This window comes from Flavobacteriales bacterium, from assembly GCA_030584065.1.
Taxonomy (GTDB): Bacteria; Bacteroidota; Bacteroidia; order Flavobacteriales_F; family PHOS-HE28; genus PHOS-HE28.
In genome coordinates, this window is sequence record CP129489.1 from 2,733,973 (window position 1) to 2,748,311 (window position 14,339).

Below are 14,339 nucleotides of genomic sequence, written 5' to 3' on the forward strand. Positions count from 1 at the left end.
CGATGGCAGGGCGCTCCGCCGAGGGCTGGTATGATGCATTGCCGGAGGAGTGGCAGCCGCGTGCGCTGCGCGTCCGGGAGCTCTTGCTGGAGGCCTCGCCGCGCATGCATGAGCGACTTCGGTATGGCGTGCCCTTCTTCGACCATCGCAGCTGGCTGGCCTACCTCCGTCTGCAGAAAGGCCGGCTGGTCCTCGCCTTCCTGCAGGGCCAGGAATTGCTGGACCCCGAAGGGCTGCTGGCCCGGACGCCCCACAAGCTCATCCGCCAGCACTTCCTGCCCTACCCCTCCCATTCGCTGGACGAGCCCGCGCTGCGGCGCCTCATCGCGGAAGCGGTAGCGGTGAACGAAGAGCAGGGGCGGCGCAAGGGCCGGCGGCGGTCATAGCGCCCGCTTGCGCCTGAAGAAGGCCTTCATCAGGTCGGCGCACTCGGGCTCCAGCACGCCGCCCACCACTTTGGTCTTCGGGTGCAGCAGCTTGCCCCCGACGCGCCGGTAGCCGCTCTTCTCATCGAAGGCGCCGAACACGATGCGCCCCACCTGGGCCCACTGCAGCGCCCCGGCGCACATGGGGCAGGGCTCCACCGTCACGAACAGGGTGCATTCCTTCAGGTACTTCCCGCCGAGATGCTCGGCCGCCGCGGTGATGGCCTGCATCTCGGCATGCGCGGTAACATCATTCAGCCGCTCGGTGAGGTTGTGCGCCCGTGCGATCACCTGATCGCGGCACACCACCACGGCACCGATGGGCACCTCATCCGCCTTGAACGCCTGCTCCGCTTCGCGCAGCGCCTGGCGCATGAAGTGCTCATCGCCCGTGGCCAGGATCATTCCAGCAGCAGCTTGATGCGCCTGGCGGCGCTGCGTCCGTCAGTGGCTTCCAGCAGGTAAGCGCCCCGTGCAAGTGCGGTGACATCCAGCTCCATTCGCTCACCGGTGATGCGCTTGCGCAGCAGCTCGCGTCCGGAACCATCAAGGAGACGCAGCAGGCCATGTTCGAACGGCAGGTCCACGCGCACACGCCCTGCCGCCGGATTGGGCCCCACACCGAGCTGCGGCCAGTGGCGATCATCCGGAAGGCCCGTAAGGCCATCCACCATGCAATCGAGGTGATGCGGCGCGTGCGGGTCATCGTCGACCACGATGGCCTCGTCTGATGGAACGCCGGGGGTCCACGCGAAGAAGAAGAGCATCATCTCATCGGTGGTGGCCTCGCCGGCCGTCACCAGCTGGGGCGGATCGCTCGGGTTGGCCGGATTCGCCGTGGTATTGTCGTATGTACCCTCGCTGTGGATCACCGTGCCTGCGGGCAGGTGGATGGGGTTGCGGAAGGCGTAGAGGTCCTGCCACCGGAAATCCCACTGCGGGATATCGATCAGCGGCACCACCTGGCCTCCGGGCTTCACCGCCCAGCTCTTCAGGCTGCGACAGATCAGGTGGCCATGCGGACCGATGGCGGTGATGGTGGCACTGATGGGCACGGTGTACTCCTGGTGGAAGGTGCGCACTTGGTTGGCGGGGATGACCAACGGCCCGTCCGTCATGTTGCCATGATGCAGGATGGCATCGATGGAGAGCTCGCGCATGGCCGGCGAAGTGCCGAGCCGGATGCTCACCCGTGTGCTGTCCACCTGCACATCGCTCGTGGCCGGGTAGTGCACTTGGATCACGATGTCGGCTCCGGCATGGAGCCTGATGCCCATGCCCGGCGGCGTGAAGAACGGTTCGGACCCCGGCACCCACATGCCGATGAGCTTCGCGCTGGGCACACCGATGCCGCCGAAGCTGGTGTATCCGGGCGCGGGATCCTGGGCGTCGAGCTGCTGGGCCTGGCCGGTGTTGTCCTGGAAGACGAGCACATGATGCACCATGGCCCGGTTGCCGGGCACCACCTCCAGCCCGGTAATCCAGCTGTCCGATGGGTTCTCTATGGGCAGGACGAAGCAGCGATAGAGGTCGGCCGTGGAGGCGGGAATGGCGAAATCCTCCATCACGGCCGTGATGTCCGGATCCGGGATGACGGCCTCCTCCGTGAAGACCGGTGCCTGCGGCGCGTTCTGAGGATTGCCTTGAGGTGCCCCGCCATCGACCCATGCCGCAATGAGGTCGATTTCCTGCTGGGTGAGCAGCCGCTCGTGGGCCAGGGACCGGTACTCGGGATCGGCCGGCCAGGGCGGCATATAGCGAGCCTGCGTCGCTGCGCGAATCTCGTTTCGCCACCAATAGGCGTCCGCATAGCCCGTCAGGCTGAAGTGGCCCGGGCCACCGTCATGGTGGCACCCGGCGCAATGCGAATAAACGATGCAGGCAACATCATCGCTCCAAGTCGGCGCCTGTCCCATGAGCGATGTAGACAGCACCGAGAGGAGCGGAAAGGCAAGGGTGCGCATGCGATGGGGTTGCTGGAACGGATCACGAGCCTGAAGCAGCCAAGGCCTCCTCCCCCACCAGCACGCCCTCCACGCCCTGCTTGATGTCCTTGATGTTGAGCTGGATGGTGGTGCGGCCCTGCCATTCGTTCTCCTCAATGGCGTAGAGCACGCTGAAAGGCGCCCCGCCTTTCACCACCGGCAACCACTCCGCCTGCTTGAAGGCGATGGCATCGTAGCTCCGGCCGGGCGACTCCGGGTGCATCAGGCGGAGCTTCAGGTGGTGCTCGCCCACGATCCGCGCCTGTCCCGAATCCACCACCCCGCGCGCCAGGAAGACGGGGCGCATGTTGCCCGGCCCGAAGGGGGCCATGTGCTTGAGGATCCGCAGCAGCGGCTCATCGATGGCATCAAGCCGGAGCTCCAGATCCACCTCCTCCTCGGGCACGCGCTGCTCAGGCCTGATGCTCATGCGCACCGCTTCCTCGAACCGCGCGCGGAACGCCTCCAGGTTCTCCATGGGCAGCGTCAGGCCCGCTGCATACATGTGCCCGCCGAACTGCTCCAGCAGGTGGCTGCATGCGCTGATGGCCTCGTACACGTCGAAGCCTTTCACGCTGCGGGCGCTCCCCACCGCCTTGCCGCCGCTCTCGGTGAGCACGACGGTGGGGCGGTAATGGCGCTCCACCAGGCGCGAGGCCACGATGCCCACCACGCCCTTGTGCCAGGCGCGGTTGAAGACCACGGTGCTCCACGAGGAGCGCAGGTAGTCGTCGCCATCGATGTGCGCCAGCGCTTCCTGGGTCATGGCCCGATCGAGTTCCTGTCGCTGGCTGTTGTTGCCATCCACGAGCAGGGCAATGGCATCGGCTTGGCGCTGGTCGTGGGCCAGCAGCAGCTCCACCGCCTGCCGCCCGTGCTCAATGCGGCCAGCGGCATTGATGCGCGGCCCGATGGAGAAGACAAGGTCGCCCACGCAGAGGCGCTTCTTCACGTTCGCCATGCCCATCATGGCGCGCACGCCGGGCCGTGGGCTGTCGTTGAGGTGCTTGAGCCCGAAGTGGCAGAGGATCCGGTTCTCTCCGGTCACCGGCACGATGTCGCAAGCGGTGCTGATCGCCACCAGGTCGAGGCTCGGCTCGAGGTCCTCGAAAGGGATGCCATTGTGCCGCGCGAAGGCCTGCATCAGCTTGAAGCCGATGCCGCAGCCGCTCAGTTCCTTGAAGGGGTAGGGGCAATCCGGCCGCTTGGGGTCGAGCACCGCCACTGCATCGGGAAGCGCTTCGCCGGGCAGGTGGTGGTCGCAGATGATGAAATCGATGCCGCGCTCGCGGGCATAGGCCACCTTGTCGACCGACTTGATGCCGCAGTCGAGCGCGATGATGAGCCCCACGCGCTCATCGGCAGCCCGGTCGATGCCCGTGAACGATACACCGTAGCCCTCGCTGTAGCGATCGGGGATGTAGAAGGTGATGTTGCCCGTGAACCGGCAGAGGAAGCTGTAGACCAGGGCCACGGCCGTGGTGCCATCCACATCGTAGTCGCCATAGACCATGATGCGCTCATTGTCGCCCAAGGCCTGCTCGATGCGTTCCACGGCGGCCTGCATCCCTGCCATGAGGAAAGGGTCGTGCAGGTCATTGAGCGAGGGGCGGAAGAATGCGGCCGCCATGCGTGGATCCCGTATCCCACGCTGGGCCAGGATGACCGCTCCGGCCTGCGGGCAGCGCTCATAGGTCAGGGCCCGCACCACCGCCGGATCGGGTTCCGCTTTCAGGCGCCAGCGCTTCACAGGGTTCACTGAAGGCATGGCCGAATGTAAGGCCGGCAGCGGCTCCCACGAGCCCCTTGCGCACCTCGCCGGGCGGAATCGCGACCGACCGGACCGTGCGGAAGCTGCGAGGCCCCGCACCTCTCGGTGGGGGCCCCGTAGCCTAAGGCTTCCGCCTTCAGCAGCAGGCGTTGGACGCGCTCGCTAACGGTATCCGTTGATGTATGCGTTGGCGATGATCTCGCTCTCGCGGATCAGGCCCTGCACGATCTCCCGGATGACGTCATTGAGCTGTTGGTCCGAGTAGCGGTTCAGGTCATTGTACACATGCGTCTTCCGCTTGCTGCTCTTGATGAAGGCGATCTTGTCCTTCTTCGTCATGGGCCCTTGTACGGGGGTGCCCGGAAAAAGATCCAAGCGCTGACCCGGAGAGGCCCCGAATGCAGCGGCGGCACCCTACCGGATGCCGCCGTTTCCTTGCCGGACCATGCGGGCGCAGTGCGGCCCCATGGCATGCATTGCATGCTAGGCCAAACCCGGCGTACGGTGCGCGCGCAGACCGTGGATGAGGCGGAGAGCACGCATGTAGCGGTCCATGTCACCGGCGAGCATCATGCGCCGGGCGGCGGCCTTGAGCTTCTGATAGCGGTTCATCGTGGGTTCCATGGCGGGATGTATTGAGGTTCTATATGCATAACAGCCAAGCGGCGTGCCAAAGTGTGTCCGCCACAGCATCACCGGGGCGCCGCTCCTGCGGCCGAGGACGCGGGCGCGGCGCAGGGCCGCCTATTTTCGCCCCATGCGGCAGGCCTATCTGGTGGGGGTGGCCGGGGGCAGCGGATCGGGCAAGACGAGCCTGGTGCGCGCCCTCCGAGAAGCCCTCCCCGCCCACCTGACGTGCACCATCTCGCAGGACGATTATTACCACCCCAAGGAACAGCAGGCCATCGACCCCAACGGCCGGGTCAACTTCGACCTGCCCAGCGCCGTGGACCTGGATGCGCTGGAGCGCGACCTCAGGACCCTGCTCGCAGGCGGGGCCATCCTGCGCAAGGAATACACCTTCAACCAGGAAGGCAAAGAGGCCGGCCTGATCGAGCTGCGGCCCGCACCCATCATCCTGGTGGAGGGGCTTTTCGTGCTGCACCATCAGCCGGTGCGCGACCTCTTCGACCTGCGGGTCTTCATCGATGCGAGCGAGGCCAGCCAACTGGATCGGCGCCTGCGGCGCGACGCCCGCGAGCGCGGCTACGGGGCGGATGACGTGCTGTACCAATGGGAGCACCATGTGCTTCCGGCCTACCGCAGCTACCTGCTGCCCTACCGCCACCTCTGCGACCTGCATGTGGTGAACGAACTCGGCTTCGAGCGTGCGGTGCGCGTGCTGCGCGACCACCTCTTCAATGCCGCTGAGAAGCTGGTGGGGGCCGGCGTTCAGGCCCCATAGAGCCGGTGCAGCCGGGCATAGTCCGCCACCTGGGGGTCCATCCTATCCGCCACCGTGCGGCCCGCGGCAAGGTCCTGCCGTAACCGGGTGGCGGAGACATCCAGCAGCGGAGCATCGTCGGCCACGCAGACCTGCTTGGAATAGCGCTGCAACATGGGGTTGAGTCGGGCCAAATGGCCCGGCCGCGGGTAGACGAGCAACCGGTGATGCGCCAGGATGCCCTCGGGATCCTTCCAGCGGTGGAAGGCGGCCAGGTTATCCCCGCCGATGATGAGGCTGAAGTGCGCATGGGGCCAGCGGGCGCGCAGGGACCGCAGCGTGTCCACCGTATAGTTAGGCGCGGGCATGCCCAGCTCGGCATCGCTGGCCTCGAGGCCGGGCTTTGCCGCAACAGCCAGCCGGACCATGGCCAGGCGGTGGATGTCCGGGCTGATCGCATGGTCGTGCTTGAAGGGATTCCGCGGGGTGACGATGAGCCAGACGGCATCCAAGCCCTGCGTGCGGAGCATGTGGTCGGCCACGGCCACATGTCCGTTATGCGGTGGATCGAACGTGCCGAACAGGCAGCCGATGTTCATGGGGCCAGGAATCGGCGCACGATCGCCTCGGCCTCGGCACAGGCGGTGGCCAGTTCGTCGTTCACGATCACGGAGTCGAAGCGGTCCGCATAGGAGAGCTCGTGGACCGCCTTTTCCACCCGCATGCGCAGCGTTTCCCCGTTCTCGGTGCCGCGCACCCTCAGGCGCTCCTCGAGCACCTCCACGGAGGGGGGGCGGACGAAGACGGCCAGGGCCCGCTCTTGGTAGATCTCCTTCAGGTCAAGGCCGCCGATCACGTCGATGTCGAACAGGGCATGGTGGCCAGAGGCCCAGATGCGCTCCAGCTCCGACCTGAGCGTGCCATAGAACCGGCCCGGATAGACCTCCTCCCACTCCACGAACTCCCCGGCCCGCACCCGGCCCTTGAACTCATCCACGGACATGAACAGGTAGTCCCGGCCATCCACCTCATGGTGCCGAGGGGGACGCGTGGTCGCGCTCACGCTGAACGCCAGGTGCAGGTCGAGGCCCAGCAGGTGGCGCACGATGGTGGTCTTGCCCGCCCCGCTGGGTGCCGAGAAGATGACCAGGCGGCCGCGCGGAATGCCATTGCCTTCCATCACAGCACGTTGAGCAGCTGCTCCTTCACCTTCTCCAGCTCATCCTTCATGCGCACCACCAGCCGCTGGATGACCGCGTCGTTCGCCTTCGACCCGATGGTGTTTATCTCGCGCCCCATCTCCTGTGCGATGAATCCGAGCTTGCGGCCCTGCTGCTCATCGGCCTGTATGGTCTCGCGGAAATAGGCGCAGTGCGCGCGCAGGCGCACCTTCTCCTCCGTGATATCGAGCTTCTCCAGGTAGTAGATGAGCTCCTGCTCGTAGCGGTCCTGATCGATATCCGCCTGGAGCTCGGCGAGCTTGGCACGGAGCCGGTCGCGCACGCGGTCGGCCCGGCCTTGATCCAGCGCCTCCACTTCGGATAGGAGAGCCTCGATGGCAGCCAGGCGCTCCACCAGTTCAGCGGCGAGGCGTGCACCCTCCTCGCACCGGAAGCGGTCGAAGCCATCCAGGGCTGCCCTTAGAAGTCCCTTGAGCCCCTCCCACTCCTCCTCATCCAGGCGCTCCGCGCTGGTGCTGGCCACGTCGGGCAGCCTGAGCACCTGGGCCATGATGTCCACCGGTGAGTCCGGTGCGATCTCCTGCACGATTCCCCTGATCTCCTCGTAATAGGCCTTGATGAGCGGCCGGTCGAAACTCGTGCGCTTGGCCGCATGCACGGCCTCCATGGCGATGAAGGCCTCGGCCTTCCCGCGCACCACGCGCTCGCTTAGTGCTTGACGCAGCTCCTGCTCGCGTTCCTTGTAGGCCCCTGGAAGCTTCAGGAGCAGGTCGAGCTGCTTGCTGTTCAGGGAGCGGAGCTCCACGGTGACCTTCCTGTCCTTGACGACGCCCTCGGCGCGGCCGAAGCCGGTCATGGAGCGCACAATGCCCTTTGCCATGGCCGGCAAAGGTATCCGGCCCTAGCGCTCGCGATCCGCCGCGTTCACCAGATGCACGCCCGCCATGATGAGCGCAGCGCACAGCGCCTGATGCCAGCCCAAGGCTGCCTCGTAACCGCCCGTCAGCCCGAAGCGGTCCGGTCCGATGCGCATGAAGAGCCAGGTGATGAAGGCGGCCAGCAGCGGCTGCAGGTAGATGTAGATGCCCACAACGCTGGGGCTCACCACGCCCAGCGCCCAGGTATTCAGCAGATAGGCCACGAATGTCACCATCACCACCACGAAAGCCATGGCGATCAGCGCAGGGGCCGTGAGCGCCGGCCAGTCCACCGCATGCAGGTCGGACCAACCGAACGGCAGCACCAGGAATGCGCCGATGAGGAAGCACCAGGCCATCACGGTAACGGCTGAATAGCGGCGCATGAGCGGCTTCACCATCACCAGATAGAGGCCGTAGCTGGCGGCATTGATGAGGATGAAGGCATCGCCGAGCGCCGTGGAACCGGCCATTGCGCCGGCTGGCCTGAGCAGGATCAGCGCCAGCGCGCCGATGGCGCCGAGCACCACGCCCAGCACCTTTCGGCGCGAGATGCGCTCGCCGATGAGGACACCGGACAGGATGAGCACCAGGATGGGCGTGGCCACCATGATGATGCTGGCATTGATCGGGGAGGTGCGCATGAGCCCGTGGAAGAACATGAGCTGGTTGAGCGCCACGCCGAAGACGGCGCAGAGGAGCATACGGGACCAATCGGCCCACGCCACGCGCTGGGGACGGAGCGCGCGCAGCAGCCAGAACAGGACCGATGCGCCCAGCACGCGGAGCAGGATGAAGCCCCCCGGTGCGATCACGCCCGGCATGAGGCCCTTGGCCACCACGTAGTTGAGCCCGTAGATGGCGTTGACCGTGAAGAGGCCGAGGTGGGCCCGTGCGCGTTCATCCATGGCTGGGAGCGCGAATGTGCGGACGGATACCTTTAGCCCGACGATGGCCGCACCGATGGGTAAGCAGGGGATGCACCAGCAGGAGCAGGAATTCCGGAGCAAGTTCCGGCTGGGGCGGGTGATGATCCCGGTGGTGATCGGGCTGTTGGCCTCGGCCTGGCTGCTCTGGCGCGACTTGGGCAAGGTACGGTACGAGCATGTCGGACCCGGCAAGGGCGACCATGCCTGGACGGATGCGAACGGCAATCGCATCGCCGACCTCGCCGAAGCGGCCGAGTTCACGCCAACGGCTCCGGGGCAGGGCGCCTACAAGCGGATGACAGCGCGGGAGACGCTGCGCACGGTGGACTGGACCTGGCACAGCACCTGTTGGATCCTGCTGGCCGTGGTGGCCACCGCCTTCCGCGACCTGGGCTACATCTACCGCCTCCGCGTGCTGAGCGACGGCCATCTCACCTGGCGGCAGAGCTTCAATGTCACCTTCCTCTGGGAATTTGCCTCGGCCCTCACGCCATCCGTGGTGGGCGGCTCCGGCATCGCCATGTTCATCATCGGCCGGGAAGGGATTGCGCTGGGCCGCGCCACGGCCATCGTCCTTGTCACCGCACTCATGGACGAGCTCTTCTACGTGGTGATGGTCCCCATCGTCTTCATCGCCGTGGGCATGCACCACCTATTCCCGGGCGAGCTCGACAACGCCTTCTGGGGCCTGCCGATCCGCACCATCTTCTGGCTCGGCTATGCCTTCATCGTCCTTCTCGTCACCATCATCTTCTACAGCGTCTTCTTCCGCCCGCGGGCCTTCAAATTCATCCTGCTCCACCTGTTCCGTATCCCCTTCCTGCGGCGCTGGCGGCCTTATCTGATACGCGTGGGGGACGACATCGCCATCACCAGTACCGAGCTCAAGGGCAAGCCGAAGCGCTTCTGGGCGAAGGCCTTCGCCGCCACCTGCTTCTCCTGGGCCAACCGCTTCCTGGTGATCAACCTGGTCGTGGCCGCATTCTTCACCGTGGAAGACCACCTGCTGCTCTATGCCCGGCAGCTGATCATGTGGGTGATCCTGCTCATCAGTCCGACACCGGGCGGCAGCGGCATCGCCGAGATCGCATTCGCCGGGTTCTTCCGCGACCTGCTGCCAGCAGTGGGCTACATCGGGGCCATCGCCATCCTCTGGCGGCTGCTCAGCTACTACCTGTACCTGGTGATGGGCACCCTGGTGCTGCCGCGCTGGTTCCGATCCACACAGCCGAAGAACTAGCGGCCGCTACCTTCGCCGCCCCTTATCATCGATCCATGAAGTTCGGCACCAAGGCCATCCACGCCGGCGTGGAACCCGACCCCTCCACCGGGGCCATCATGACGCCCATCTTCCAGACCAGCACCTACGTGCAGGCTGCGCCGGGGGACCACAAGGGCTACGAGTACAGCCGTACCCACAACCCTACCCGCACCGCGCTGCAGAGCGCGCTGGCCGCGCTCGAGAACGCCACGCACGGCCTCTGCTTCAGCAGCGGCATGGCCAGCATCGATGCCATCGTCAAATTGCTGAAGCCCGGCGATGAGGTGGTGAGCACCAACGACCTCTACGGCGGCACCTACCGGCTCTTCACGAAGATCTTCGAGGGCTTCGGGGTGAAGTTCAGGTTCGTGGACATGGGCGACCTGAAGAACGTGGAGGCCGCCATGAGCCCGGCCACGCGGCTCATCTGGGCCGAGACGCCCACGAACCCGCTGTTGCGCATCATCGACATCGCGGGCCTGAGCGCCATCGCCAGGAAGCACGGCTGCCTGCTGGGCGTGGACAACACCTTCGCCAGCCCCTACCTGCAGACGCCGCTCGACCTCGGCGCCGACATCGTGATGCACAGCGTGACCAAGTACCTGGGGGGCCACAGCGATGTGGTGATGGGCGCGCTCATCGTTAAGGATGCGCAGCTCGCCGAGCGCCTGGCCTTCATTCAGAACAGCAGCGGGGCCACCCCCGGTCCCATGGACTGCTTCCTGGTGCTCCGCGGCCTGAAGACGCTTCACCTGCGCATGCAGCGCCATTGCGAGAACGGCAAGGCCGTGGCCGAATGGCTGGTGAAGCACCCCAAGGTGGACAGGGTCTACTGGCCCGGCTTCGGCACGCACGCCAACCACGATGTGGCCAAGCGCCAGATGCGCGGCTTCGGCGGCATGATCAGCTTCACACTGAAGGGCGACGACATGGCCGATGCGACCAAGGTGCTGAGCAGCACCCGCCTGTTCTCGCTGGCCGAGAGCCTTGGGGGCGTGGAGTCGCTGCTGGGCCACCCTGCCAGCATGACGCACGCCAGCATCCCGCGCGAGGAGCGCCTCAGGAACGGCCTCGCCGACACGCTGATCCGCCTGAGCGTGGGCCTGGAGGACGCTGAGGACCTGATCGCCGACCTGGATCAGGCGCTTCGCTGACCGGTTGCCGCCCCCGGTCGCGCCCGTGGTAGCTTGCTCCCATGAAGAGCCTGCTGCATGATGCGCGCTTCGCCGTGGAGCGCCCCGGTGCCTTTCGTCTGAAGGACCATGTTACGGACCTTCCCACGGACGAGGACAAGAAGGAGCTGAAGGCCCGCCTGGAGAAGGACAAAGAGCGCATCGCGGACCTTCAGGAGCTGCTGTACGCTTCAGGGAGCCATGCCGTGCTCCTCATCTTCCAGGCGATGGATGCCGCCGGCAAGGACAGCTGCATCCGCCACGTGATGAGCGGAGTGAATCCGCAAGGCGTGCGCGTATGGAGCTTCAAGGCGCCGAGCTCGCTCGAGCGCAGCCACGATTTCCTCTGGCGGCACTACCAAGCCGTTCCCGAGCGCGGACACATCGGCATCCACAACCGGTCGCACTACGAGGAAGTGCTCGTCACCCGCGTCCACCCGGAGTTCATCCTCGGGCAGCGCATACCCGGCATCCGCACTGCGAAGGACATCGGGGAGGCATTCTGGGAAGACCGGTACGCAGCCATCCGGTCGTGGGAAAAGCAACTGGCGGACAGCGGAACGGCGGTGATGAAGTTCTACCTCCACATGAGCAGGCGCGTGCAGAAGGAGCGCTTCCTGGAGCGCATCGAGGACCCCGCCAAGAAATGGAAGTTCAACGCCGGTGATGTCAAGGAGCGCGCACACTGGGAGACCTACATGAACGCCTACGAGCAGGCCATCGGCGCCACCGCAGCGCCGCATGCGCCATGGTACATCGTCCCCGCCGATGAGCAATGGGAGAGCCGTGCCATGGTCGGCCGGCTCATCCGGGAGCGGCTCGAGTCGCTGCGCCTCCAGCATCCGGTGCTCGACCGGGTCGCCGAGGAGCAACTGGCCACCGCGCGCGCGGCGCTCATGGCCGAGCGGCACTGATGCCCAAGCGCGTCTGGAGGCGCCAGCGGATGCGGACGCCTCCAGGCGCGCGGCCTAGGTCAGTGAATAGGCAGCGCGCTGCGCCTGGCGGCCCATGAGCGCGTAGACCGTGAACGACGCGGCACACAGCACCGCTTCGATCACCAGCCACTGACTGCCGAAGTCGCCGAGCGCGCCTTCCATGCGGATGGTGATGAGCCGCGAGAGCGCGTACATCCCCCAGAGCACGCCGAGGAAGCCCATGGCCTCGCGCCGATGCCGGCGCGCCAGCGTCAGCAGCACTACCAGGAGCGTGGCGCCCACCCCGCCGTATACGCCGCGGATGGAGCTGTAAGCATCGGTGGTGCCCAGATCGACCTGCACCAGGTCCATCACGGCCTGCGGGTCCATGAAGGCCATTGCGCTCACCGCACCCACGCCGAGCGCGGAGATGCCGACCAGCGACCAGGCCGCTGCATCAAGGATTCGATTCGTTCTCATCGTTGTTCGTTTTGATGGGCGCAAACGTATCGGGGTGCCCTGCGGGGGGCGCTTGATGTGCATCAAGAACCGGCGGGGCCATCCGCTGCATCGGCCCTCCGATGGCGGGATGCACGGCCGGGTGCAGCGGCCTATTTTCGCGACCCGTTCCCCGCTCCATGTACCGTACCCACACCTGCGGCGAGCTCCGCCTCTCTGACGCCGGAACCACCGTGACCCTGGCCGGATGGGTCCAGCGCGCCCGCGACCTGGGCGGCATGACCTTCGTGGACCTGCGCGACCGCTTCGGCATCACCCAGCTCGGCTTCAACATGGAGCGCGACAAAGGGCTGTGTGAGCAGGCCCGCCAGCTGGGCCGCGAGTTCGTGGTGCAGGCCACCGGCACTGTGCGCGAGCGCGAGAGCAAGAATGCCAACATCCCCACCGGCGAGATCGAGCTCATCGTCACCGAACTGAAGGTGCTCAACGCCGCCAAAACGCCGCCCTTCACCATCGAGGAGGAAACCGACGGCGGCGATGAGCTGCGGATGAAGTACCGCTACCTCGACCTGCGCCGCGCCAGCGTGCGCCGCAACTTCGAACTACGCCACCGCATGGCCATCGAGGTGCGCAACTACCTCAGCGCACAGCACTTCCTGGAGGTGGAGACCCCCGTGCTGATCAAGAGCACGCCCGAAGGAGCCCGCGATTTCGTGGTGCCCAGCCGCATGCACCAAGGCGAGTTCTACGCGCTGCCGCAGAGCCCGCAGACCTTCAAGCAGCTGCTGATGGTGGCCGGCTTTGACCGCTACTTCCAGATCGTGAAGTGCTTCCGCGACGAGGACCTGCGCCAGGACCGGCAGCCTGAGTTCACGCAGATCGACTGCGAGATGGCCTTCGTGGAACAGGAAGACATCCTGAACACCTTCGAGGGCATGGCCAAGCACCTGTTCAAGGCCATCCACGGGGTCGAGTTCAACGCGCCCTTCCCTCGCATGAGCTTCGATGAGGCGATGCGGAGCTACGGCTGCGACAAGCCCGACCTGCGCTTCGGGATGAAGTTCCACGAGCTGAACGACCTCGTGCAGGGCAAGGGCTTCAAGGTGTTCGACGAGGCCGAGCTGGTGGTGGGCATCAACGCCGAGGGCTGCGCGGGCTGGAGCCGCAAACAGACCGACGCGCTCATCGACTTCGTGAAGCGCCCGCAGGTCGGCGCCACGGGCATCGTATTCGTGAAGTGGACCGAAGAGGGCCTGAAGAGCACGGTGGACAAGTTCTACACGCCCGAGCACCTGCAGCGCTGGGCGGAGTGCTTCGGCATGCAACAGGGCGATCTGCTGTGCATCATGGCCGGCAAGTTGGACAAGACCCGCAAGCAACTGAACGAGCTGCGCCTGCACCTCGGCGACCTGCTGAAGCTCCGCGACCCCAAGGTCTTCAAGCCGCTGTGGGTGGTCGATTTCCCCTTGCTGGAGCAGGACGAAGAGACGGGCCGCTGGCACGCCATGCACCACCCCTTCACGGCGCCGAAGCCCGAGGACGCGCAGAAGCTCTTCGACCAGCAGGACCTCGGCAGCGTGCGCGCCAACGCCTACGACCTGGTGATCAACGGCACCGAGATCGGCGGTGGCAGCATCCGCATCCACGACCGCGCCATGCAGGAGGCCATGTTCCGCGTGCTGGGCTTCATCGATGAGGACGCCCGCTACAAGTTCGGCTTCCTGATGGACGCCTTCGAGTACGGCGCTCCTCCGCACGGCGGCGCGGCCTTCGGCTTCGACCGCTGGGTGAGCCTCTTCGGCCACCGCACGGACATCCGGGAGTTCATCGCCTTTCCGAAGAACAATGCGGGCAGGGATGTGATGATCGACGCGCCGAGCCGGATCGATGACGAGCAGCTCACGGAGCTGGGCATCCACCTGAAAGCCTGAACTTCGGTCA

General features: G+C 65.9%; 16 protein-coding genes. 6 read left to right on the plus strand and 10 right to left on the minus strand.

Annotated features, from left to right (window positions below; all coding sequences use genetic code 11):
* Positions 1 to 2 precede the first annotated feature (2 nt).
* Positions 3 to 386: a DUF1801 domain-containing protein gene (locus tag QY325_11570; protein WKZ65399.1), complete on the plus strand. Its 384-nt coding sequence runs from the start codon at positions 3 to 5 to the stop codon at positions 384 to 386.
* Here QY325_11570 and QY325_11575 read toward each other — a convergent pair.
* From QY325_11575 to QY325_11595, 5 genes are all read right to left on the minus strand, one after another.
* Positions 381 to 830, minus strand: a complete 450-nt coding sequence (locus QY325_11575; protein WKZ65400.1) for a nucleoside deaminase — start codon at positions 828 to 830, stop codon at positions 381 to 383. The genes QY325_11570 and QY325_11575 overlap by 6 nt on opposite strands.
* Positions 827 to 2,389 (minus strand): hypothetical protein, encoded by a 1,563-nt coding sequence (locus tag QY325_11580; protein WKZ65401.1) that lies wholly within the window; start codon positions 2,387 to 2,389, stop codon positions 827 to 829. Before QY325_11580 ends, QY325_11575 begins: the two co-directional genes overlap by 4 nt.
* Positions 2,390 to 2,411: 22 nt before the next feature.
* The gene (gene recJ, locus QY325_11585) at positions 2,412 to 4,178 is read right to left on the minus strand and encodes a single-stranded-DNA-specific exonuclease RecJ (GenBank protein ID WKZ65402.1); all 1,767 of its coding nucleotides are present in this window, start codon (positions 4,176 to 4,178) and stop codon (positions 2,412 to 2,414) included.
* 165 nt (positions 4,179 to 4,343) lie between these two features.
* Positions 4,344 to 4,520: a hypothetical protein gene (locus QY325_11590; protein WKZ65403.1), complete on the minus strand. Its 177-nt coding sequence runs from the start codon at positions 4,518 to 4,520 to the stop codon at positions 4,344 to 4,346.
* A gap of 144 nt (positions 4,521 to 4,664) precedes the next feature.
* A complete protein-coding gene (locus QY325_11595) occupies positions 4,665 to 4,805 on the minus strand; it encodes a hypothetical protein (protein ID WKZ65404.1) in 141 nt (46 codons plus the stop codon).
* 133 nt (positions 4,806 to 4,938) lie between these two features.
* Here QY325_11595 and QY325_11600 point away from each other — a divergent pair, with 133 nt between their 5' ends.
* Positions 4,939 to 5,586 (plus strand): hypothetical protein, encoded by a 648-nt coding sequence (locus QY325_11600; protein WKZ65405.1) that lies wholly within the window; start codon positions 4,939 to 4,941, stop codon positions 5,584 to 5,586.
* Here QY325_11600 and nadD read toward each other — a convergent pair.
* The 4 genes from nadD to QY325_11620 are packed head-to-tail and all read right to left on the minus strand — an operon-like array spanning position 5,574 to position 8,571.
* The gene (nadD, locus tag QY325_11605) at positions 5,574 to 6,164 is read right to left on the minus strand and encodes a nicotinate (nicotinamide) nucleotide adenylyltransferase (protein ID WKZ65406.1); all 591 of its coding nucleotides are present in this window, start codon (positions 6,162 to 6,164) and stop codon (positions 5,574 to 5,576) included. The genes QY325_11600 and nadD overlap by 13 nt on opposite strands.
* A complete protein-coding gene (gene gmk / locus QY325_11610) occupies positions 6,161 to 6,745 on the minus strand; it encodes a guanylate kinase (protein WKZ65407.1) in 585 nt (194 codons plus the stop codon). The genes nadD and gmk overlap by 4 nt, the downstream gene beginning before the upstream one ends.
* Positions 6,745 to 7,626: a YicC/YloC family endoribonuclease gene (locus QY325_11615; protein WKZ65408.1), complete on the minus strand. Its 882-nt coding sequence runs from the start codon at positions 7,624 to 7,626 to the stop codon at positions 6,745 to 6,747. Before QY325_11615 ends, gmk begins: the two co-directional genes overlap by 1 nt.
* Before the next feature lie 21 nt (positions 7,627 to 7,647).
* Positions 7,648 to 8,571, minus strand: a complete 924-nt coding sequence (locus QY325_11620; protein ID WKZ65409.1) for a DMT family transporter — start codon at positions 8,569 to 8,571, stop codon at positions 7,648 to 7,650.
* 43 nt (positions 8,572 to 8,614) lie between these two features.
* Here QY325_11620 and QY325_11625 point away from each other — a divergent pair, with 43 nt between their 5' ends.
* From QY325_11625 to QY325_11635, 3 genes are read left to right on the plus strand one after another with little or no spacing between them, the layout of a single operon-like run.
* Positions 8,615 to 9,832 (plus strand): lysylphosphatidylglycerol synthase transmembrane domain-containing protein, encoded by a 1,218-nt coding sequence (locus QY325_11625; GenBank protein ID WKZ65410.1) that lies wholly within the window; start codon positions 8,615 to 8,617, stop codon positions 9,830 to 9,832.
* A gap of 35 nt (positions 9,833 to 9,867) precedes the next feature.
* Positions 9,868 to 11,007, plus strand: coding sequence for a cystathionine gamma-synthase (locus QY325_11630; protein ID WKZ65411.1), 1,140 nt, complete (start codon positions 9,868 to 9,870; stop codon positions 11,005 to 11,007).
* 41 nt (positions 11,008 to 11,048) lie between these two features.
* Positions 11,049 to 11,939, plus strand: coding sequence for a polyphosphate kinase 2 family protein (locus tag QY325_11635; GenBank protein WKZ65412.1), 891 nt, complete (start codon positions 11,049 to 11,051; stop codon positions 11,937 to 11,939).
* 54 nt (positions 11,940 to 11,993) lie between these two features.
* Here QY325_11635 and QY325_11640 read toward each other — a convergent pair whose 3' ends face one another.
* Positions 11,994 to 12,419 carry a DUF4345 domain-containing protein gene (locus QY325_11640; protein ID WKZ65413.1) on the minus strand — a complete coding sequence of 142 codons (426 nt, stop codon included), beginning with the start codon at positions 12,417 to 12,419 and terminating at the stop codon, positions 11,994 to 11,996.
* A 158-nt stretch (positions 12,420 to 12,577) separates the two neighbouring features.
* Between QY325_11640 and aspS the strand changes: the two genes are divergently transcribed.
* Positions 12,578 to 14,329 (plus strand): aspartate--tRNA ligase, encoded by a 1,752-nt coding sequence (gene aspS / locus QY325_11645; protein ID WKZ65414.1) that lies wholly within the window; start codon positions 12,578 to 12,580, stop codon positions 14,327 to 14,329.
* The last annotated feature ends 10 nt before the right edge of the window (positions 14,330 to 14,339 follow it).

Bases quoted from the DNA above. Each gene is read 5' to 3' on its own strand.
- QY325_11570 (WKZ65399.1), top strand. From the start codon at position 3: ATGGCAGGGCGCTCCGCCGAGGGCTGGTATGATGCATTGCCGGAGGAG.
- QY325_11575 (WKZ65400.1), bottom strand. From the start codon at position 830: ATGATCCTGGCCACGGGCGATGAGCACTTCATGCGCCAGGCGCTGCGC.
- QY325_11580 (WKZ65401.1), bottom strand. From the start codon at position 2,389: ATGCGCACCCTTGCCTTTCCGCTCCTCTCGGTGCTGTCTACATCGCTC.
- recJ (WKZ65402.1), bottom strand. From the start codon at position 4,178: ATGCCTTCAGTGAACCCTGTGAAGCGCTGGCGCCTGAAAGCGGAACCC.
- QY325_11590 (WKZ65403.1), bottom strand. From the start codon at position 4,520: ATGACGAAGAAGGACAAGATCGCCTTCATCAAGAGCAGCAAGCGGAAG.
- QY325_11595 (WKZ65404.1), bottom strand. From the start codon at position 4,805: ATGGAACCCACGATGAACCGCTATCAGAAGCTCAAGGCCGCCGCCCGG.
- QY325_11600 (WKZ65405.1), top strand. From the start codon at position 4,939: ATGCGGCAGGCCTATCTGGTGGGGGTGGCCGGGGGCAGCGGATCGGGC.
- nadD (WKZ65406.1), bottom strand. From the start codon at position 6,164: ATGAACATCGGCTGCCTGTTCGGCACGTTCGATCCACCGCATAACGGA.
- gmk (WKZ65407.1), bottom strand. From the start codon at position 6,745: ATGGAAGGCAATGGCATTCCGCGCGGCCGCCTGGTCATCTTCTCGGCA.
- QY325_11615 (WKZ65408.1), bottom strand. From the start codon at position 7,626: ATGGCAAAGGGCATTGTGCGCTCCATGACCGGCTTCGGCCGCGCCGAG.
- QY325_11620 (WKZ65409.1), bottom strand. From the start codon at position 8,571: ATGGATGAACGCGCACGGGCCCACCTCGGCCTCTTCACGGTCAACGCC.
- QY325_11625 (WKZ65410.1), top strand. From the start codon at position 8,615: ATGGCCGCACCGATGGGTAAGCAGGGGATGCACCAGCAGGAGCAGGAA.
- QY325_11630 (WKZ65411.1), top strand. From the start codon at position 9,868: ATGAAGTTCGGCACCAAGGCCATCCACGCCGGCGTGGAACCCGACCCC.
- QY325_11635 (WKZ65412.1), top strand. From the start codon at position 11,049: ATGAAGAGCCTGCTGCATGATGCGCGCTTCGCCGTGGAGCGCCCCGGT.
- QY325_11640 (WKZ65413.1), bottom strand. From the start codon at position 12,419: ATGAGAACGAATCGAATCCTTGATGCAGCGGCCTGGTCGCTGGTCGGC.
- aspS (WKZ65414.1), top strand. From the start codon at position 12,578: ATGTACCGTACCCACACCTGCGGCGAGCTCCGCCTCTCTGACGCCGGA.